We start from the raw sequence: 20,311 nt of genomic DNA on the forward strand, positions 1-20,311 counted from the left end.
ATTGCCTTCGGGTAATGGCTTTTTTTATGTTTATATAGATTTTGACCGAAGGTTATATTGAAGTAATTCAATGGAATGTGAGAAAGGGGAGGGACAGTAGAGTTCGAGGAAGCGAAGGTAGGGGGATCAGAGCCTATGAGATACGTGAGAACCGGACGATGCCGGTCTCAAAGTAAAGTCATTGCCTTCGGTTAATGGCTTTTTATTTTTATATTAGATTGTCAGTTTATAATCCTAATGAAAGTGAAATAGATAATAGTTAGTTCTGGTAAACAAATTCTATAAGCCAGTTGAAATATCGTACTAGAAATTCTGTACCGTAGACTTAATAAATTGAGTATCTGTTTTATATAACTTCTCAATCCTGAATCCTTGTAATTATGTCTAGTTCAGCTTACTCTTTAAACACAATCCAAAAAGGGGGTATGAATCTATGGATTCAGTCTATAACTTTTCAGTGAAAAAAACGAATGGTGAAATTCAAGCGTTGGAAGACTTTAGAGGAAAACCTTTAATTATTGTAAACACAGCGAGCAAATGTGGGTTTGCCAACCAGTTCAAAGAGTTACAGGAGATATATGAGGAAAACAAAGACCAAGGTCTCGTCATACTTGGCTTTCCATCGGATAACTTCAATGATCAAGAATTCGATGATATCGAGAAGACGATGGAGTTTTGTGAAATCAACTTCGGCGTAAACTTTCCAATGTTTGCTAAAATAGATGTGAAGGGTGAACATGCTGAACCACTATTTACATTTTTGACTTCTCAAAAAAAGGGATTGTTATCAGAGGGCATCAAGTGGAATTTTACGAAGTTTCTTATTGACAGTGAGGGGAATGTAGTGGAAAGGTTTGCACCGCAAACTTCACCGCTAAAAATGAAGAAGTCCATTGAAAAAATTATTTAGTGAATAATAGCAATACTTTTACTTATCACCACTACCTTGACAGTCATTGCGACCGCTGATAACATTTTAATAATATTCAATTGAAACTAATAGGAGGTTTGTTGGTATGTGGGAAACAAAATTTGCACGTGAAGGGCTGACATTCGACGATGTGTTGCTAATACCGGGACCTTCAGACGTATTGCCCAAAGATGTATCACTTTCCGTTAGTCTAACCGATAAAGTAAAGTTAAATATTCCAGTTATCAGTGCGGGAATGGATACAGTAACGGAGTCTAAGATGGCAATTTCCATGGCCCGTCAAGGCGGACTAGGTATCATTCATAAAAACATGAGCATTGAAGAACAGGCTGAACAGGTAGTCACGGTAAAACGATCTGAAAATGGTGTAATTACAAATCCATTTTTCCTGTCACCTGAACACCAGGTTTTCGACGCTGAACATCTCATGAGCAAATATCGTATTTCTGGGGTTCCGATTGTAAACAATACCGAAGAATTAAAGCTTGTCGGCATACTGACAAACCGCGATCTACGTTTTATCCAAGACTACTCGCTTGTCATTGATGATGTAATGACGAAAGAGAATCTTGTGACGGCTCCTGTGGGCACTACATTGGAAGATGCTGAAAAGATTTTGCAAAAATACAAAATTGAAAAGCTTCCGATTGTTGATGAAAATGGTATCCTCAAAGGTTTGATTACAATTAAGGATATTGAAAAAGTAATTGAATTCCCAAATGCAGCGAAAGACAAGCAGGGTAGGCTTCTGGTAGGTGCTGCAGTTGGCGTTACGACTGACACAATGCAACGTGTTGAAAAACTTGTGAATGCTGAAGTTGACGTAATCGTTATTGATACAGCACACGGACATTCCAAAGGTGTTCTGGATGTAGTTGCTCAGATTAGGTTAGAGTTCCCGGAACTTGATATTATCGCTGGAAACGTTGCAACAGTGGAAGCTACACGCGCGCTCTATGAAGCGGGTGCTGATGTTGTAAAAGTTGGTATCGGCCCAGGGTCGATTTGTACGACACGTGTTGTTGCCGGTGTCGGAGTTCCACAAATCACAGCCATCTATGAATGTGCTTCAGAAGCACGGAGGCAAGGAAAGACGATTATTGCTGATGGCGGGATTAAGTATTCAGGCGATATCGTTAAAGCACTAGCAGCAGGAGGACATGCTGTTATGCTTGGAAGTCTTCTTGCCGGTACGACAGAAAGTCCGGGAGAAACTGAAATTTTCCAAGGACGCCGTTTTAAAGTGTACCGTGGAATGGGGTCGATCGCCGCGATGGAAAAGGGATCAAAAGACCGATACTTCCAAGATGATGCGAAAAAACTTGTACCGGAAGGAATCGAAGGACGCATGCCTTATAAGGGTTCACTTTCAGATACAATTCATCAGTTAGTTGGTGGGATTCGTGCAGGCATGGGTTATTGCGGTACAAAAGATTTGCGTGATTTGCGTGAAAAAGCACAGTTTATCCGTATGACGGGTGCAGGCTTACGTGAAAGCCATCCACACCAAGTACAAATTACAAAAGAAGCTCCAAACTATTCACTTTGAGTTTTGAGTACAAATGAAGGAACTTCAGCACCTTTCCTGCGTCTACATATGAGCGGAAAGGTGCTTTTTCGGTTTAGTTCCCATGGAGTAGCATAAATATGATAAAATGGTTTTGGGGAAATAGCAACGACGGAGGTATTATGGTGAAACGAAAAATGAGACAATTGGTGGCATTCATGTTAATGCCGCTACTGCTACTAACGACACTCGGTACAGCTCCAGCTCAGGCAGAATCAGCACTTGGCATTTATGTCGACGGCGCAATTCTAATTGATGCGGAAAGTGGTAAAATACTTTATGAAGAAAATGCAGATACGCCACTTGGTATTGCAAGTATGACAAAGATGATGACTGAGTATATTCTTTTTGAAGCAATCAAGGAAGGTACAATAAGTTGGGATCAGGAATACAAAGTGAACGATTATACATATGCCGTTTCACAGGACCTCCGTCTCAGTAATGTACCGTTGCGGAGAGACGGCACATATACAATTCGAGAGCTGTATGAAGCGTTAGCGATTTATTCCGCGAATGCAGCAACAATTGCAATTGCTGAAACGATTGCGGGCACAGAAACTGAATTTCTGAAGCTGATGAATGCAAAAGCTGAAGAAATGGGTTTGAAAGATTATAAATTTGTCAATTCGACAGGCTTAAATAATAAAGACCTTCAAGGGATGCATCCACAAGGGACGGGCAAAGAGGATGAAAACGTCATGCCCGCAAAGTCGGTTGCAAAGCTTGCCTATCAACTGCTAAAAGACTTCCCGAAAGTTTTGGAGACGACGAAAATCAATTCGAAAGTATTCCGTGAAGGTACGTCCGATGCAACTAAAATGGACAACTGGAACTTCATGCTTCCAGGGTTTGTCTATGAATATGAAGGCGTCGATGGTTTGAAGACAGGTACGACCGACTTTGCAGGTCACAATTTCACTGGTACGGCAACACGTGACGGTAAACGAGTGATTGCAGTTGTTATGAAAGCGGTGGATGCAAAGGGAGAAGGTTCGTACAAAGCAAGATTCGATGCGACGCGTGCGCTGTTTGATTATGGTTTTGGCCAATTCTCTGAAGTGGAATTTGTTCCTGCAGGCTATCAATTCAAAGATGCAAAAACACTTGACGTCATCAAAGGGAAAGAAAAGACCGTTGCCATCGAGGTAAAGGAACCCATCAGCATGATGGTGAAAACAAGTGAAAAAGATTTGTTTGTACCTGAATTGGTAATCGATGAGTCCAAAATGAAGGACGGTGCACTCCAAGCACCAATCAAAAAAGGAACAGTTGTCGGTCATGTGAATCTTGTGAAAACAGAAGGCACTGATTATGGTTTCATAGATTCTGAAAATCCAGCAGCTGAAGTTGTGACGAAAGACGCTGTTGAGAAGGCCGGCTGGTTCTCGCTTACAATGAGTGCGATTGGCGATTTCTTTGTAAGTATATGGGATGGTGCAATCGGATTTATAAAAGGTTTATTTAAATAAAAGATCAGGCGGGGAATCCTTAATTGGATTCCTCGCCTTTTTTAATGGACCATGCACGCATGAGGTTTTCGATTCCTAGTTTGATGGCATCCGTTGAAAGACCACCGAATCCGAGGAGAAAGGAAGGTTCACCTGCCACTGGTGCTGTCCTGTAGTCATTTAAACCATACACCCGGATACTATTTTCTAGGGCTATTTCTGATAAAGCCTTTTCATCTTTGGACATATGAACGGTAAGGATGATATGCATGCCTGCTTCATCGCCTGAAAATGAAACGTAAGGAGCATAGGGAAGAAGCGCTTCCGTTAATCCTGAAAGTTTACGTCTATATATTTTGCGCATCCGGTTCAGATGACGTGAAAAGTGTCCACCAGCCATGAAACGGGCGAGGATATGCTGATCAAGCCGCGGTACAGTAGCGGAGTAGTGAATAAATGCTTTTTCATATCGATTGAGTAACAGCGGGGGAAGCACCATATAAGCAATCCGCAGAGAAGGCATCAGTGATTTTGAAAACGTGCTCAAATAGATGACGTTGCCGCCTTTATCCATACCTTGCAAAGAAGGGATTGGTCGTCCCGTATATCGGAACTCACTGTCATAATCATCTTCAATAATAAAATGGTTGTCATCCGATGAAGCCCAGTTCAGCAAGGCTGTCCTACGTGCCGCTGAGAGGACAATACCTGTAGGGAATTGATGTGAGGGAGTGACATATGCTATGGACGCTCCTGAGTCCTGCAGGGACCCTACATCCATCCCTTCTTCATCAACTGCAATTGGAATTGCTTCTCGGTAGTTGTGGAAAAAAACATGGTGGGTCAACGGATAGCCGGGATCTTCAATTGCGTACGTCGCTTCTGTCCCAAGGATTCGAATAACAAGCGGCATGAGCTGTTCTGTCCCGGATCCGATGATGATTTGCGCTGCAGTGCAGTCAACACCGCGCGAATGATACAAATAGCGTGCAATCTCTTGTCGAAGTTCCAAATCTCCGTGAGGGTGCCCAAGAAGAAGGAGATCACTGGACGATGCATCGATAACATCTTTTGCGTACTTCCTCCACTGTGAAAAAGGGAATGACCCCGTGTCGATTTTACCTGGAGAAAAGTCAAAAGTTACATCTTCAATCTTCTTGGCAAGTGCTTCCTCTGAAGGCTGAACCGGTTGGACGTAAGCAAGCTCTTCAATTTCCTGTACATAAAAGCCTTTTCGAGGTTTTGATGAAATAAACCCTTCCGCTGCGAGCTGTGCATAGGCAAGTTCAATCGTTGTCTGACTTACAGATAGAAAATCACCAAGCTTACGTTTGGAAGGAAGTTTCATGCCGACCGGTAATTTACCATCTGTTATGTCCTGTCGAATCTGATTATAAATTTGTTCATATAACGGGGTTTCCGTACTTTTCTCTAATTTGATTAATAACATTTCCACAACAATCACTCCAACTGACCCCTCTAATTTGTTTGAGACTGGGGGTTTCAATAAGGTCATATTACATTATACTGAACAATAAGAAAAGAAGTTGCGCCTGTCCAGAGGCGACAGGCATAAGACGTGCTGACGGAACGGTGTTCTTTACCGTATAGTCGGCACGGCTTATGACCCGAGCCTCTAGGCGCTGGAAACTAGACAATAAGAAAAGAAGTTGCGCCTGATAAGTGGCGACAATAAAAAAAAGGGGAAATGAACATGAACTTTAAATACGGCGGCGTCATAATGGACGTCATTAATGCAGAGCAGGCAAAAATAGCAGAGGCAGCGGGTGCAATCGCAGTAATGGCACTTGAACGTGTCCCTTCCGATATTAGAAAAGCGGGCGGTGTTGCGCGCATGGCGGATCCGCGTATCATCACGGACGTACAAGGCGCTGTTTCGATTCCGGTCATGGCGAAGGCACGTATCGGACATATTTCAGAAGCACGTGTTCTTGAAGCATTGGGTGTTGATTACATTGACGAAAGTGAAGTACTTACGCCAGCTGATGAAGAATTCCACTTGTTGAAGAGTGCTTACAACGTACCATTCGTCTGCGGAGCACGTGATTTAGGAGAAGCGGCACGGCGACTTGGAGAAGGCGCTAAAATGCTTCGTACGAAAGGCGAACCGGGAACAGGAAATATCGTTGAGGCAGTACGTCACCTTCGTATGGTCCATGCACAAGTGACGAGACTCGTTCATATGAACGAAGATGAAGTCATGACGGAAGCTCGCAATCTTGGTGCACCGTATGAAATTCTACTTGCGATTAAAAAGCACGGACGTCTTCCTGTGACAAACTATGCTGCTGGTGGTGTGGCGACACCAGCGGATGCTGCACTCATGATGGAGCTTGGCGCAGACGGCGTATTCGTAGGTTCGGGTATCTTTAAGTCAGAGAACCCTGAGAAATTTGCACGTGCCATTGTAAAAGCAACTGAAAACTTTAAAGACTACAAACTGATTGGTGAACTATCCAAAGACATCGGCGAACCGATGAAAGGTTTGGAAATTGGTACGCTTCAAGCAGAAGAGCGTATGTCTGAGCGTGGTTGGTAATAAATAAAACTGTATTGTAAATTGAAGAGGGTAATATGTTCAGTATATGAGCATATTACCCTCTTCAATTTATTTTCAAGAGTATTTTTGCGACCGATTTCAATAACTTGCGTCTGATAGGATCGTTTTATAACCATCTTCGTTAAAAGGGGACGGTCTGGTTATACTTGAAAGGAATGATTAGAATGGAACGCTTAAAAGTTTTTGATGAAAACTATATTTACTTGAGAGATGAAAGTAGAGATAATATTCATCGCGATGGTTTATGGCATGAAACGTTCCATTGCTGGCTACTGGACGAAAAGTTTGTTTATATTCAAAAAAGGAGTAACGTGAAAAAGGATTTTCCTGGTTTGTTTGACATTACTGCCGCAGGGCATATCCTTTCAACCGAAACAGTGGCAGACGGTGTCCGGGAAGTGGAAGAGGAACTGGGCATTGATGTTGATTTATCGAAGCTGCATTCAAAAGGCGTCGTTCAAGATCGCATCGAACTGTCAAACTTTATTGATCATGAGTTTACGAACATCTTTCTGTATAAACCCACCTTGAGGGCAAGCGATTTTTCTTTGCAATTGGAAGAAGTTGAAAGTATCCATGTCGTGGAGAGGCGAGCCTTGATTCAACTATTCTTGTCAGAAGTCACGGCAGTGAACTGCAGTAATATCCATGACGGGACGTCGGTAGTAATCAGTCTGAATGATTTTGTCCCCCATGAAACCAGCTATTTTGAGCAAGTTGCATTATTCCTTGTGTGATTAAAGAAGACAGTGAATACATCCTTATCTGAATGACTTGCCAAAAAATCAGCCATGTAGTAAAGTTGTTATAATTTCAAACACGAGACGATGATGGGAATTAATAACAAGAATGTTCTTTTGCAGAGAGCCGGCGGTTGGTGCAAGCCGGTATAGACACTTGTGAATCCGTCCCTGAGTAGCCGGGCTGAACCATTTAGTAGGCCTGAGCCGGCAATTGAGCCGTTATTTCAATGGAGTGGATTGGACTTTTGTCCAGTCAATTTGGGTGGTAACGCGGGTAGTTCTCGTCCCTTTTATAGGGATTCGAGGGCTTTTTTTGTTGTCTGGCTCCAAGACTCCAGGTGAACACGCTGTTTTCGTCACCTACCTACCATCCTCGTCTGAAAAAAAAGGAGGAAATAGCCATGTTAGATATTAAAAAAGTACGAGCAAATTTCGATGAAGTGAAAGAGAAGCTATCTAAACGCGGGGAAGATATTTCCCAGCTTGATAAATTTCAAGATCTCGATGAAAAACGTAGAAAACTGATTGCAAATGTTGAAACTTTGAAAGCAGAGCGCAATGAAGTATCGAAAAAGGTAGCTGAAATGAAGCGCAATAAAGAAAATGCAGATGACGTTATTACGCGCACGCGTGAAGTCGGGGATGAAATCAAAAAACTCGATGAAGAACTACACGGTGTAGAAGAAGAATTGGATTACATCATGATGCGTATTCCTAATATCCCGCATGACAGCGTACCTGTTGGCGATAGCGAAGACGATAACGTAGAAGTGCGTACGTGGGGTGAAAAACCTGACTTCAAATTCGAGCCGAAGCCCCACTGGGAACTAGGAACGGATTTAAATCTTCTCGACTTTGAACGTGCTGCAAAAGTAACGGGAAGCCGTTTCGTTTTCTATCGTGGGTTGGGAGCACGTCTAGAGCGCGCATTGATTAACTTCATGCTTGACCTCCATATCGAAGAACATGGTTATGAAGAAATGCTACCTCCTTATTTGGTAAACCGTACGAGCTTAACGGGTACTGGACAGCTACCCAAATTTGAAGAAGACGCGTTTTTGGTCAATGAAGAGGATTACTTCCTCATTCCGACTTCTGAAGTACCTGTCACGAACTTCCACCGTGATGAAATTCTAAATGCAGCTCAATTACCAGTCGCATTTGCTGCATATAGCACAAACTTCCGTTCAGAAGCGGGATCAGCTGGTCGAGATACACGCGGTTTAATCCGTCAGCATCAGTTCAACAAGGTTGAGCTTGTTCGTTTTGTGAAACCGGAAGATTCTTATGATGAACTTGAAAAGCTGACGGGGCACGCAGAAAAAGTATTACAATTGTTGAAATTGCCGTATCGTGCCTTGAAAATGTGTACAGCCGATCTAGGATTTACAGCTGCTAAAAAGTATGACTTAGAAGTATGGATTCCTACACAAAACTTGTACCGTGAAATCTCATCTTGTTCTAACTTTGAAGATTTCCAAGCGCGACGTGCAAATATTCGTTTCCGTCGTGAAGTGGGTGCGAAACCAGAATACCTTCACACATTGAATGGCAGTGGTCTTGCAATAGGACGTACTGTGGCGGCCATTCTTGAAAACTATCAACAAGAAGATGGTTCTGTCGTTATTCCTGAAGTTCTACGTCCCTATATGGGCGGAAAAGAAGTCATTACATTGTAAAAGTAAAAATCGTGCAAGGCGTCATTCGACGTCCTGCACGATTTCTTTTTTCGTTCTCTTTTTCCGTTCACGAATAGCCCTGAAAAATGCCGTCAGCATCTCCCCACACTCATCCGCAAGTACGCCTTCAACCACATCACATTCATGATTAAATCGAGGGTCGTTCAATAAGCGATATAACGAGTCAACGCAACCACCTTTCGGATCACGGGCACCGTAGACAACGCGCGGGATTCGGGATTGTAGAATAGCACCTGCACACATAGGGCATGGCTCGAGTGTCACGTACAACGTTGTATCTTCAAGCCGCCAACTGCCGATTTCGCTACATGCGTCCTGAATGGCGGACAACTCCGCGTGCGTGACGGCGTTTTGGGTGGTTTCCCGTAAATTATGTGCCCGTGCAATCACTTTGTCGTCATGAACGATGATTGCGCCGATAGGCACTTCACCAAGCGCTTGTGCTTTCATCGCTTCGTCAATTGCCATCTGCATGTATAGCTGGTCTTTTTTAAAGGTAGTCAAAGTCATCTCTCCTTGAAAACATTGTAGCATTTTATAGGTGAATATAGGTTGGCTTTCTAAACAGCCGCTTCCGCATTTCGATTGTCTAGCTTCAGCAGCCAGATGCTCGGGTCATAAGTCGGCCCGGCTGCGCGGTAAAAGGCAACGCTTCGCTGTTCCGTCTTATGCCTGTCGCGTCAAAACGGCCGCTTACGCTTTTCAATTGTTCCACGTGGAATAATTTTGTTGGGCAATTAAGATAATTGTGCAATATATATTTCAATTCACCCGTGTGATAAAATGAAGAGCATTACATAATGACGACGTAAGGAGGACTTCAGATGTCTGTTCCGTTCATAGCGGTCGAAGGTCCGATTGGAGTTGGGAAAACATCACTTTCCAAAGCCATCGCTGATACGCAACAATTTCATCAACTTAAAGAAATTGTGGATGAGAATCCATTTTTAAATAAATTCTACGATAACATCGAGGAATGGAGTTTCCAGACTGAAATGTTTTTTCTATGTAATCGATACAAGCAGCTCAGTGATACAAAAAAAGAACTATTGATTGAACAGAAGCCAGTTGTCGCTGATTATCATATTTTTAAAAACTTGATCTTTGCGAAACGAACACTAAGTGTTGAAGAGTATGTGAAGTACGAGGAAATTTATATGATTTTGACGAAGGACATGCCTCCTCCGAACATCATCGTTTATTTACACGCGAGTCTAGAAACACTGATAAAACGGATTTCACTGCGTGGCCGCGATTTCGAGAAAAATATGGATCCGGCTTATTTACAGCAGCTCGCTGAAGATTACGAAGCGTTTATCACATATTTTGAAATAGCTCATCCTAAAATTCCCGTTCTTAGGTTCAATGGGGATAATCTAGATTTCGTTAATAATGAAAAAGATTTGCAATTCATATTAGACACTGTCGATGCAACGATAGGAAAAGGAGTTAAGTTGAATGAACTTACGTGAAAAGTACGGCATCCCTCAAAACGCTGTTATTACAATCGCAGGGACAGTTGGCGTTGGAAAATCTACAATGACACAGGCACTTGCAGATGCGCTCAAATTCAGAACATCATTTGAAAATGTCGATCAGAATCCATATCTCGACCTTTTTTACAATGACTTTGAAAAGTGGAGCTTCCATCTACAAATTTATTTCCTGGCAGAACGTTTTAAAGAACAGAAACGGATTTTTGAATACGGCGGTGGCTTTATCCAAGACCGTTCAATTTATGAAGATACAGGAATTTTTGCGAAGATGCATATGGAAAAAGGGACGATGAATCCAGTCGATTATGATACGTACACCAATTTGTTTGAAGCGATGGTCATGACGCCTTACTTCCCACACCCTGATTTGCTCATTTACCTGGAAGGGCCATTGGATGGCATTATTGCGCGAGTCAAAGAGCGAGGACGCCAAATGGAACAGCAGACGCCAATTGCATACTGGGAGGAAATGTACGGGCGTTACGAGAATTGGATAAATTCGTTCAACGCTTGTCCCGTATTGCGCCTTGATATTAATGATTATGACCTTGTTGCTAATCCACTAGAAGTGGAGACAATTATAGAACGAATCGGTCATGCACTTGAGCAGACAGCACTTTTGAAGAAATGAACAATATTGTAACGAAACAGCCTTTTACATAGGCTGTTTTTTTTGACTAGACTTCGGGTTTCTTTCGCTTTTATAATCTTACAAGCTCCATTGTTAAAAAATCTCCATATCAATTTTGAAAAAAAGGGCGCATCATCTATATTAGATGATGCGCCAACCATTAAATTGACAATATTGCAGACTTCAGAAAAAATTCAGCATACAGTTCTTTTAATATCTTCGTCTCGTCTGCTTTATGAACGCCAAAGACAAGGCTGACTTCAGAAGAACCTTGGTTGATCATTTGAATACTGGCACCTGTACGTGCGATTGCGGAGGCGGCACGGGCAGCAAGTCCAGTGGAATGTCGCATTCCTTCTCCCACAAGGACAATCATAGAGTAATTGGAATGCATATGTACATGATCTGCTTTCAGTTCCTCTTTCACTCGACGTACAATCCGTTCTTCTTTAGCCGCGTTGAGAAATTTACTACGAATGATGACCGACAAGTTGTCGATACCCGATGGTGTATGTTCAAACGGAATTTCTTCTTCCTCTAGAATTTGCAGTAACTTCCGTCCGAAACCAATCTCTTGGTTCATTAAATACTTATCAACGAAGAGTGTTGAGAATCCACTGTCTGCGGCAATGCCGATGACTGGCTTCGCAAAGTAGTTTCTCTCATTGACAATAAGTGTACCGGGAGCTTCTGGGTTATTGGTGTTTTTAATGCATACAGGAACGGAGCGGTTGAATGCGGGCATAAGCGCTTCATCGTGGAAAACAGAGAATCCGGCATAGGCCAATTCCCGCATTTCGCGGTAAGTCATTTTTTCGATGCCGACAGGGTTATCTACGACGTTCGGGTTGGCTGCAAAGACTGAATCGACGTCCGTAAAATTTTCATACAGCTCGGCTTGTGTCGCGGCCGCTAATAAGGACCCTGTAATATCCGACCCGCCTCTGTTGAAAGTACGGAGTGTGCCTTCTTTTGTGTAGCCAAAAAAGCCTGGGAAAACAATAATGCCTGGTTTATCTCGTAATTGTACTAGACAATCATCGCCTTCTGGCAGCGCACGTACCCGCTCAGGCCGTTCGTTCACAAGTAGACCGGCATCTTTTGGACAAACATAGTGTGCATCCAATCCAATATGTGCAAAATAGGCTGCAATCAGCTTCGCATTGTTATCTTCTCCTGATGCTTTCAAGCAATCCATGAATAGGTTAGTGTCATTTTTATCGTTATTTAGACGTTCCCGCAAGTCATTTTCGATGACAGAGATAATTTCCATTGAAAGACCTAGTCCAGTGGCAATCTGTTCGTAGCGTTCTACTACTTCTGCCAGTTCATTCTGTGTGTCTTCTTCCTTAAGAGCCTTTTCAGCAAGTTGAATAAGCAAGTCTGTTACTTTTTCATCTGTGCTGAAGCGTTTGCCCGGTGCTGAGACAACAATGATTTTCCGGGACGGATCAGCAGAAACGATTTGTGCGACTTTTTTTATTTGGTCGGCAGACGCAACTGACGTTCCACCAAATTTACAGACTTTCATATTCATCAAATCCAATCTATTATATAATGGGTTAATTCTATCAATTTAGTGACTTTATCATAAATGGGTTGTTAATGTCCGAATATTTCACTATAATGTCCTTATGTAAAGAACAATTGTTTTTTCATAGTGTACATACAGTTAGGGGAATCGTCAAATGAAAAATGAAATTAACATTGGACTATTAGGATTCGGAGTTGTAGGGAGCGGAGTGGCTAAAATTTTGCTGGGGCATCAAAAAGACTTGCAACATAAACTCGGCGTAACTGTGAAAATTAAGAAAGTTCTCGTGAAAAACTTATTTAAAGAAAGGGATACGATGCTCTCTTCAGATGTATTTACTTCAGATCTGGATGAAGTAATCGGTGATCCCTCTATTGATATAATAGTTGAAGTGATGGGCGGCACCTTTGAAGCGAAAGAGGCGATTGAACGCTCTCTCCGGGGTGGAAAAGGTGTTGTAACGGCAAACAAAGATGTCATGGCTGAATCGGGACTTGAGTTATTGAAGTTGGCTGATGAAAATAAGTGTGACTTATTTTACGAAGCAAGTGTCGGCGGTGGGATTCCGTTAATCCGTACTCTCGAGGACGGGCTAGCTTCAGATCGGATACGTGCATTGACGGGTATTGTGAACGGGACTACAAACTTCATATTGACGAAAATGAAGCATGAAAAAATGTCGTATGAAGATGCATTGGCAGAGGCGACGGCACTTGGTTTTGCAGAAGCGGATCCATCAGCGGATGTAGATGGAATTGATGCGGCGCGTAAAATGGTCATTTTGGCGTCGCTGTCATTCTCTACAGATGTCCGGTTGGAAGATGTATTTGTCCGAGGGCTGAAGGAAATCAGAGAAGGCGATTTAGAACTCGCGGAGCAGTTCGGCTATACAGTTAAACTAGCGGGATCAGCCAAAAAGAATGAAGACGGTGTTGAAATAGCGGTTGAACCCGTGTTTTTCCCAAATTCGCATCCCTTGGCATCGGTAAACAATGAATTCAATGCGGTATATGTATACGGGGACGCGGTTGGAGAGACGATGTTTTACGGACCTGGCGCAGGGTCTTTGCCGACTGCAACTTCTGTAACAGGAGATATTATCGCAGCGTGCCGAAATTTACTCTTAGGTGTAAATGGCAAAAGGTTGCACGCACCACAGTATGAACGACAAGTGAAAAGCGACAGTGCTAAATTCGCACGTTACTTCCATCGTATTCTTGTGAAAGACGAAATAGGTGTTCTGACCAATTTGACGTCTATATACAGCAAGCATGGTGCGAGTTTAGCGACAGTCGTTCAGCATTCTGACAAAAAAGAAGCGAACGCAAACCTTATCTTCATCACACACCAAATTTCGCGCCAACAACATCTTGATATTGTAAACGAATTGAATGAAACACCTAATGTGATCGGCGTAATGAGCCATTACCGGGTAGAGGGGGAAGAATGATGAAAAGATGGAATGGATTAATCGCAGAGTATAAAGAATGGTTACCGGTGACGGAGAATACGCCTGAGCTGACGTTGCAAGAAGGAAATACTCCTCTCATTCATATGAAGAATTTATCCGAACAATGGGGAATTAACCTTTACGTGAAAACGGAAGGGACGAATCCAACAGGTTCTTTTAAAGATCGCGGTATGGTCATGGCAGTCGCAAAAGCGAAAGAAGAAGGTAAAAAGGTTCTAATTTGTGCATCGACAGGCAATACATCTGCATCGGCGGCGGCATACGGCGCGCGTGCTGGAATGCGGACAATTGTTGTTATTCCAGAAGGTAGAATCGCTCTTGGTAAACTTGCACAGGCAAAAATGTATGGAGCAGAGATTGTAGAAATCGAAGGGAACTTTGATGATGCGCTTAATATGGTCCGTGCGGCAGGTGAGGGAGACGTTGCACTGGTAAACTCGGTTAATCCTTATCGTTTAGAAGGTCAAAAAACCATTGCGTTTGAAACGATAGAGCAACTTGGGAAAGTACCGGATATTTTTGCGCTTCCGGTTGGAAATGCAGGTAATATTTCTGCGGCGTGGAAAGGATTTAAAGAATATGCAGATAAGAAAGGAACTGCGAAGCCGGTTCTTCTTGGTGTACAAGCCGATGGAGCCGCACCGATTGTTTATAATCGCGTATTCGAAAATCCTGAAACGGTTGCGACTGCTATTCGGATTGGTAATCCGGCGAGTTGGGAACTGGCCAATGCTGCATTATCAGAATCAAATGGAACTGTTCTCGCTGTAACGGATGAGGAAATCTTGGAAGCATACAGTTTAATTGCCTCTTCAGAAGGTATATTTGCAGAACCCGGTTCATGTGCTTCAATTGCGGGTGTTAAAAAGCAAGTAGAAAATGGCTTGCTGAAGAAAGGTTCAACTGTAGTCGCGATATTGACGGGTAATGGTTTAAAAGATCCGGAGACAGCGATTGAAGTGAATAAAGAAAAGCCAATGATGACTCGTGAACAATTTGATGCGTTTCTTAATGGGTTGAAAGCGGGGAAAGCATAATGGATGGATCCAGTTTTTCCGTCGTAGTTCCTTCATCGACGGCAAACCTTGGTCCGGGCTTTGACAGTATCGGGCTTGCACTAGATCTTTATATGACTATTGATGTAACGCCTGCAGAGACTTGGAAAGTTATCTATGAAGATGACGGTTTTGAGGGTTTGCCGACCGGAGAAGATAATTTGATTGTCAAGACTGTTACAGATATAGCCGAGCGCAATAATCGTGAGGCACCGGCTTGTTTGCTAATCGTTCGTTCGGACATTCCGCTTGGCAAAGGACTTGGAAGCAGTGCAACGGCAATTGCGGCAGGTATTGAAATTGCAAATCAACTACTTAAGTTGAATCTTACAGCCAAGGAAAAGGTATTGCTGGGAAGTGAGTATGAAGGGCATGCGGATAATATTTCGGCTGCACTTCTAGGAGGAGTGACGATTTCCTACTTTGATGGTGTAGAAATAGACACTATTCATATTCGTGAACCGCAAATGGGGGCTGTAATTCTTGTACCGCCTGAAGCTCTACTAACGGAAGCCTCCAGGGGGCTATTGCCAAAAGAGTTATCATATTCGGAAGCGGTGCTCGGCAGTGCAGCTGGAAATGTGCTTTCCGCGGCAATTGTACATGGAGATTGGAAGACTGTAGGACGCATGATGGAAAAGGACATCTTCCACGAGCCATATCGGAAGGAATTGTTCCCAGAGTTTGAACGAATTCGTGAAAGCTGCCGGGAGTATGGTGCGTATGGCATGACAATCAGTGGTGCGGGTCCCTCGTTATTTGTAATGGTGGAACAAGGTCGAGAGCATGAACTAGCTAAACAATTGGCGAGCGATTTTTCTTACTATAACTGTATTGCTGTCAGACCATCTGTTACAGGTGCTGTGATTAATTGAATAGATATCAAAAAAGAAGCGGGCCCGTTTAAGGGCTTCGCTTCTTGAGGTTTAACTGATAAAATTGGCAAAATAAAAATTCGTTATCTGCTAACGAATTAGACTTCAAGCATATGTAGTTTGTTGAAAAAATGGAGGAGGTAGAGGGATTCGAACCCCCGCGGGATTTGACTCCCCTGTCGGTTTTCAAGACCGATCCCTTCAGCCGAGCTTGGGTATACCTCCGTATCAACAATTCATAATTTATCATGTATGAATTAGAGTGTCAACAGTTTTCGACGAAATAGAACAAATTTGTTTTTGAATTGATTTTTTTGCTTATGGGATGTATACTTAGAAATGCCGTGCTAGGTGGGGAGATAGCGGTGTCCTGTAACTTGCAATCCGCTCTAGCAAGACTGAATCCCTTCCCGAGGCTGTCCGTATTGTAGGGTCTGCCTCTTGCACGCAGTGTTGACGTTTGGGTCCCGCGCAATGGGAACCTATGAACCATGTCAGGTCCGGAAGGAAGCAGCATTAAGTAGAATTTCTCATGTGCCGCGGGGTCGCCTAGACCGAGCTGGCGACAGGAGTAACGCTTATGTGCGGCTGTCGAAGGAAGGTGCACGGCTTTAAATTTATAATCCAACTCGTCCATTTCTATGGGCGAGTTTTTTGTTGCGTATAAAGCTAAAAAGCTCTCGTATTACGGATTACTATTTCTGTGGAAAGATATAGTTCAATCCCTCCTCGTTAGTCTAAAGTCTACAATGGAGTGTATTGAGTAAGCTCAATACACAGTTTGGGCGCAATCATACCGAGGTGTGATTGAATAAGAGATTCACGTATGTATTTGTGCTATACTAGATACACTAGCGCATTGCGTCAAAAGGAGAGGAAACTGTTGGTGTATCAAGCTTTTTACCGTGTATATCGGCCTCAATCTTTTGTTGAGATGTCCGGACAGCAACATGTGAAACAGACACTTCAGAATGCCCTCCTTCATAATAAAACGACACATGCATATCTTTTCTCAGGTCCGCGGGGTACAGGGAAGACCAGTGCGGCGAAAATTTTTGCAAAAGCATTAAACTGTGAAAATGGACCGGCGAAAGAGCCGTGCAACGAATGCTCGACATGTCTCAGTATTACAGAAGGATCTAATACAGATGTCATCGAATTTGATGCGGCGTCGAACTCGCGTGTTGAAGAAATGCGGGACATTATTGAAAAAGTACGATTTGCACCATCGAATGCCCGTTTTAAAGTGTATATTATCGATGAAGTGCATATGTTATCAAATTCAGCATTTAATGCCCTTTTGAAAACTTTAGAAGAGCCACCGTCTCATGTTGTATTCATCTTAGCGACTACAGAACCGCATAAATTGCCTCTGACTATTATTTCGCGATGTCAACGCTTTGATTTTAAACCGATAACCTCTAATGATATTGTGGACCGCATGAAAACGGTTCTTGCAGATGCAGGAATCGAGTCCGATGAAGGTGCTTTGAAAGTAATTGCACAGGCGGCTTCGGGTGGAATGCGGGATGCGCTCAGTATGCTCGACCAAGTAGTGTCCTTCAGTGGAGAAAGAATAAATGCTGATGATGCACTACTTGTAACGGGTTCGATTGGTGAAGATATTTTTCATCAGCTAGCAGATGCATTACATAGCAAAGATGCTGGAGCGGTCCTATCATTGCTAGATCGACTTATTGCCGAAGGAAAAGATGTTTCTAGGCTAGCGGAAGATCTAATCACTTTTTTTCGAGACCTTCTACTTCTTAGAACAGCACCAGATTTAAAGGATTTACTTGAGCTTATACCTGGCGATGATCGTTTTGTAGAAATGGCGAAACGATTTGAGTTGGATACGCTATATTTATTTATTGACATACTGGCGAAAACACAGCAAGAAATGCGTTTTTCCAACCATGCCAAAGTTTATATTGAGTCGGCATTTTTGAAAATGATCCATCTTGAAATTCCACTAAGTAAGGGGAGCGGTAGCCAAGTAGTCGATTCCGCGCTTACAGAGAAAGTGGCAGATCTTGAACGGATAATTATGGGGCTGCAGCAACAGATGTCAAGCGGCGGTATGAATACCCAACCAGTTGCTCAACAAGCACAACCGCGTAAAAACGCATCGAAATCTTCGCAAGGCTTTAAAGTTCCAACAGGTAAAATTCATGAGGTTTTAAAAGCTGCAACCAAACAGGACATTAAAACAATTCGGGAAGAATGGGCTGGCATGATGCAAACGATGCAACGATCACATGCTGCACTTCTCGAAGAAACAGAACCGGTTGCGGCATCTGAGAATGCTTTTGTGTTAAAATTCAAATATGAAATCCATTGCCTTATGGCGTCTGAAAATCCTTCACTTCGATCTGGTCTATCAGACGCTTTGCGATCGCGTGCCGGGAAAGCGTATGAAGTCGTTTATGTTCCTGAAGATGGTTGGTTGAGTGTGAGGGGAGACTTCATACGGAAAAACGGGCTTGCGAAACAGACAGAATCGGAAAACACTGATGAGGATTCGACAGCAGAAGAAATGCTTTCTTTTGTGAAGGAAGCCGAACAGGAAAATGCCGATCCGATTGTAACTGAAGCGGAAAAGATTTTCGGTAAAGATTTCATAGAAGTGCATGATGATTAAAAATTAGAGGAGGAAACACACATGAAGGGTATGGGAAATATGCAAGGCATGATGAAGCAAATGCAAAAAATGCAAAAACAAATGGCTACAGCGCAGGAAGAACTGAACGAAAAGCGTCTTGAAGGAGCAGCGGGTGGAGGTATGGTGAAAGTCATCGTATCTGGAGATAAGCGAGTTGTTGAAGTATTCGTTGATCCGACTGTCGTCGATCCGGAAGATGTGGAAATGCTACAAGACTTAATTGTCATTGCCACTAATGATGCTATGACTAAAGCGGAAGAACTAACGAACTCTACGATGGGTCAATTCACAAAAGGATTGAACCTGCCCGGGATGTTCTAGGAGGTACACGAATGCATTACCCTGAACCAATCTCAAAACTAATGGATAGTTTTATGAAATTGCCAGGTATCGGCCCGAAAACAGCGGGTCGACTGGCGTTTTTTGTCTTAAGTATGAAGGAAGATACAGTGCTTGATTTTGCAAAAGCCCTTGTTGACGCTAAAAGAAACCTTCGCTTTTGCTCAGTCTGTGGACATATTACTGACATCGATCCATGTCACATTTGTCAGGATACAACACGTGATGGTTCATTAATTTGTGTTGTACAAGACCCGAAAGATGTTATTGCCCTGGAGAAAATGAGAGATTTCAAAGGGTTGTATCATGTTCTTCATGGCGCTATCTCTCCAATGGATGGAGTTGGTCCTGAAGATATCAATGTTCCGTCACTACTGGTTCGTTTGCAGAATGAAGAGGTTGAAGAGTTAATTTTGGCAACGAACCCTACAATAGAAGGAGAAGCAACCGCGATGTATATTTCGAGGCTTGTGAAACCTTCTGGAATTAAAACGACAAGGATTGCACATGGACTACCTGTCGGCGGTGACCTTGAATACGCAGATGAAGTTACATTATCGAAGGCGCTAGAAGGCCGTCGGGAATTATAGGGGGTCCTCTATAGTGTTTGGGCGAAAAAGTAAGTTAAAAAAAGAGTTTGATGAACGCCTACATTCATTGATGGTTAAAACAAAAGTTGAGTGGGAACAGGCGAGAGACGTTGAAAAGTATCTCAATGAATATGATCAAGAAATTATCACCAGAAGGAAAATAGCGGAAATTAAGCACTTTTACTTATACAAAGAAGCGAAAGCAAGACGGCTAGGAAGTAATTGATATATTTTCACGGGACCGCATACAATGGACCATTCTTATAAAAGAGGTGTATCCCGTGAAGGTTATCAGTATTATCGTTGTTGGTTTGGTTCTTCTTCTATTAGTACTCGTAGACAAAAAGCACATTCACAAAGCGTTAGAACGGTTGTCTGTGTTTTGGTTCCGATTGGCACTTGCGTTCCTAGTTCTTTTTGCAATGAATGTAGCTGGAGGGTTTATCGGTGTCTATGTTCCGGTCAATATTACTTCTGGGTTATTACTAGCTGTTTTAGGGATACCGGGAATTGCCGCGCTATGCACTTTTGCAGTACTTTTATAAAAATATTTTATAAAGTGTTGACTTATCTGTTGAGACGTAGTAATCTTATGTATGTCGCCAGTGAGGCAGACCAAACAATAAGGAATGAAACGTAATTCCTAACCAAATGAACCTTGAAAACTGAACAGCAAAACATCAATGAG

19 protein-coding genes, 1 tRNA gene, 1 other RNA gene and 1 other annotated feature are annotated in these 20,311 nt (G+C 42.8%); of the genes, 17 read left to right on the forward strand and 4 right to left on the reverse strand.

What is annotated here, in order from left to right:
- The first annotated feature begins 433 nt into the window (after positions 1–433).
- The 3 genes from AC25Y5_RS18280 to AC25Y5_RS18290 all read left to right on the forward strand — a co-directional run bounded on the left by AC25Y5_RS18280 (position 434) and on the right by AC25Y5_RS18290 (position 3,967).
- Positions 434–910 (forward strand): glutathione peroxidase, encoded by a 477-nt coding sequence (locus AC25Y5_RS18280; RefSeq protein ID WP_488141536.1) that lies wholly within the window; start codon positions 434–436, stop codon positions 908–910.
- Between the two features lie 106 nt (positions 911–1,016).
- A complete protein-coding gene (gene guaB / locus AC25Y5_RS18285) occupies positions 1,017–2,480 on the forward strand; it encodes an IMP dehydrogenase (RefSeq protein ID WP_488141537.1) in 1,464 nt (487 codons plus the stop codon).
- A 140-nt stretch (positions 2,481–2,620) separates the two neighbouring features.
- Positions 2,621–3,967, forward strand: a complete 1,347-nt coding sequence (locus tag AC25Y5_RS18290; protein ID WP_488141551.1) for a serine hydrolase — start codon at positions 2,621–2,623, stop codon at positions 3,965–3,967.
- 19 nt (positions 3,968–3,986) lie between these two features.
- On the opposite strand, the gene pdxR is transcribed toward AC25Y5_RS18290, so the two are convergent.
- Positions 3,987–5,402, reverse strand: a complete 1,416-nt coding sequence (gene pdxR / locus AC25Y5_RS18295) for a MocR-like pyridoxine biosynthesis transcription factor PdxR (RefSeq protein ID WP_488141538.1) — start codon at positions 5,400–5,402, stop codon at positions 3,987–3,989.
- Positions 5,403–5,660: 258 nt separating this feature from the next.
- On the opposite strand from pdxR, the gene pdxS reads away from it, so the two are divergent.
- The 3 genes from pdxS to serS all read left to right on the forward strand — a co-directional run bounded on the left by pdxS (position 5,661) and on the right by serS (position 8,949).
- Positions 5,661–6,506: a pyridoxal 5'-phosphate synthase lyase subunit PdxS gene (pdxS, locus tag AC25Y5_RS18300; RefSeq protein ID WP_488141539.1), complete on the forward strand. Its 846-nt coding sequence runs from the start codon at positions 5,661–5,663 to the stop codon at positions 6,504–6,506.
- A 185-nt stretch (positions 6,507–6,691) separates the two neighbouring features.
- Positions 6,692–7,264, forward strand: a complete 573-nt coding sequence (locus tag AC25Y5_RS18305) for an NUDIX hydrolase (RefSeq protein WP_488141540.1) — start codon at positions 6,692–6,694, stop codon at positions 7,262–7,264.
- Between the two features lie 81 nt (positions 7,265–7,345).
- Positions 7,346–7,562, forward strand: a binding site (T-box leader).
- A 109-nt stretch (positions 7,563–7,671) separates the two neighbouring features.
- Positions 7,672–8,949 carry a serine--tRNA ligase gene (gene serS, locus AC25Y5_RS18310; protein ID WP_488141541.1) on the forward strand — a complete coding sequence of 426 codons (1,278 nt, stop codon included), beginning with the start codon at positions 7,672–7,674 and terminating at the stop codon, positions 8,947–8,949.
- Positions 8,950–8,970: 21 nt separating this feature from the next.
- On the opposite strand, the gene tadA is transcribed toward serS, so the two are convergent.
- On the reverse strand, positions 8,971–9,474 hold the full coding sequence (gene tadA / locus AC25Y5_RS18315; RefSeq protein WP_488141542.1) for a tRNA adenosine(34) deaminase TadA: 504 nt from the start codon (positions 9,472–9,474) through the stop codon (positions 8,971–8,973).
- 320 nt (positions 9,475–9,794) lie between these two features.
- On the opposite strand from tadA, the gene AC25Y5_RS18320 reads away from it, so the two are divergent.
- The gene (locus AC25Y5_RS18320; protein WP_488141543.1) at positions 9,795–10,442 is read left to right on the forward strand and encodes a deoxynucleoside kinase; all 648 of its coding nucleotides are present in this window, start codon (positions 9,795–9,797) and stop codon (positions 10,440–10,442) included.
- Positions 10,429–11,097 (forward strand): deoxynucleoside kinase, encoded by a 669-nt coding sequence (locus tag AC25Y5_RS18325; RefSeq protein ID WP_488141544.1) that lies wholly within the window; start codon positions 10,429–10,431, stop codon positions 11,095–11,097. The genes AC25Y5_RS18320 and AC25Y5_RS18325 overlap by 14 nt, the downstream gene beginning before the upstream one ends.
- Before the next feature lie 160 nt (positions 11,098–11,257).
- Here the strand turns inward: AC25Y5_RS18325 and AC25Y5_RS18330 are convergent, their stop codons facing one another.
- A complete protein-coding gene (locus tag AC25Y5_RS18330) occupies positions 11,258–12,628 on the reverse strand; it encodes an aspartate kinase (protein WP_488141545.1) in 1,371 nt (456 codons plus the stop codon).
- 157 nt (positions 12,629–12,785) lie between these two features.
- On the opposite strand from AC25Y5_RS18330, the gene AC25Y5_RS18335 reads away from it, so the two are divergent.
- The 3 genes from AC25Y5_RS18335 to thrB are packed head-to-tail and all read left to right on the forward strand — an operon-like array spanning position 12,786 to position 16,032.
- Positions 12,786–14,081 carry a homoserine dehydrogenase gene (locus tag AC25Y5_RS18335; RefSeq protein ID WP_482103443.1) on the forward strand — a complete coding sequence of 432 codons (1,296 nt, stop codon included), beginning with the start codon at positions 12,786–12,788 and terminating at the stop codon, positions 14,079–14,081.
- On the forward strand, positions 14,081–15,139 hold the full coding sequence (thrC, locus tag AC25Y5_RS18340) for a threonine synthase (RefSeq protein WP_488141546.1): 1,059 nt from the start codon (positions 14,081–14,083) through the stop codon (positions 15,137–15,139). The genes AC25Y5_RS18335 and thrC overlap by 1 nt, the downstream gene beginning before the upstream one ends.
- Positions 15,139–16,032 (forward strand): homoserine kinase, encoded by an 894-nt coding sequence (gene thrB, locus AC25Y5_RS18345; RefSeq protein WP_488141547.1) that lies wholly within the window; start codon positions 15,139–15,141, stop codon positions 16,030–16,032. Before thrC ends, thrB begins: the two co-directional genes overlap by 1 nt.
- Before the next feature lie 132 nt (positions 16,033–16,164).
- Here the strand turns inward: thrB and AC25Y5_RS18350 are convergent.
- Positions 16,165–16,257: transfer RNA gene (locus AC25Y5_RS18350), tRNA-Ser, on the reverse strand.
- Positions 16,258–16,374: 117 nt separating this feature from the next.
- On the opposite strand from AC25Y5_RS18350, the gene ffs reads away from it, so the two are divergent.
- From ffs to AC25Y5_RS18380, 6 genes are all read left to right on the forward strand, one after another.
- An RNA gene (gene ffs, locus AC25Y5_RS18355) (signal recognition particle sRNA large type) lies at positions 16,375–16,641 on the forward strand.
- Positions 16,642–16,915: 274 nt separating this feature from the next.
- On the forward strand, positions 16,916–18,673 hold the full coding sequence (gene dnaX, locus AC25Y5_RS18360) for a DNA polymerase III subunit gamma/tau (protein ID WP_488141548.1): 1,758 nt from the start codon (positions 16,916–16,918) through the stop codon (positions 18,671–18,673).
- A 21-nt stretch (positions 18,674–18,694) separates the two neighbouring features.
- Positions 18,695–19,015 (forward strand): YbaB/EbfC family nucleoid-associated protein, encoded by a 321-nt coding sequence (locus AC25Y5_RS18365; protein ID WP_488141549.1) that lies wholly within the window; start codon positions 18,695–18,697, stop codon positions 19,013–19,015.
- A gap of 11 nt (positions 19,016–19,026) precedes the next feature.
- Positions 19,027–19,623, forward strand: coding sequence for a recombination mediator RecR (gene recR / locus AC25Y5_RS18370; protein WP_482103448.1), 597 nt, complete (start codon positions 19,027–19,029; stop codon positions 19,621–19,623).
- Positions 19,624–19,636: 13 nt separating this feature from the next.
- Positions 19,637–19,849: a YaaL family protein gene (locus tag AC25Y5_RS18375; RefSeq protein WP_488141550.1), complete on the forward strand. Its 213-nt coding sequence runs from the start codon at positions 19,637–19,639 to the stop codon at positions 19,847–19,849.
- A 55-nt stretch (positions 19,850–19,904) separates the two neighbouring features.
- Positions 19,905–20,168, forward strand: a complete 264-nt coding sequence (locus AC25Y5_RS18380; RefSeq protein ID WP_482103450.1) for a pro-sigmaK processing inhibitor BofA family protein — start codon at positions 19,905–19,907, stop codon at positions 20,166–20,168.
- The last annotated feature ends 143 nt before the right edge of the window (positions 20,169–20,311 follow it).

The organism is Sporosarcina sp. Y1011, assembly GCF_057669885.1.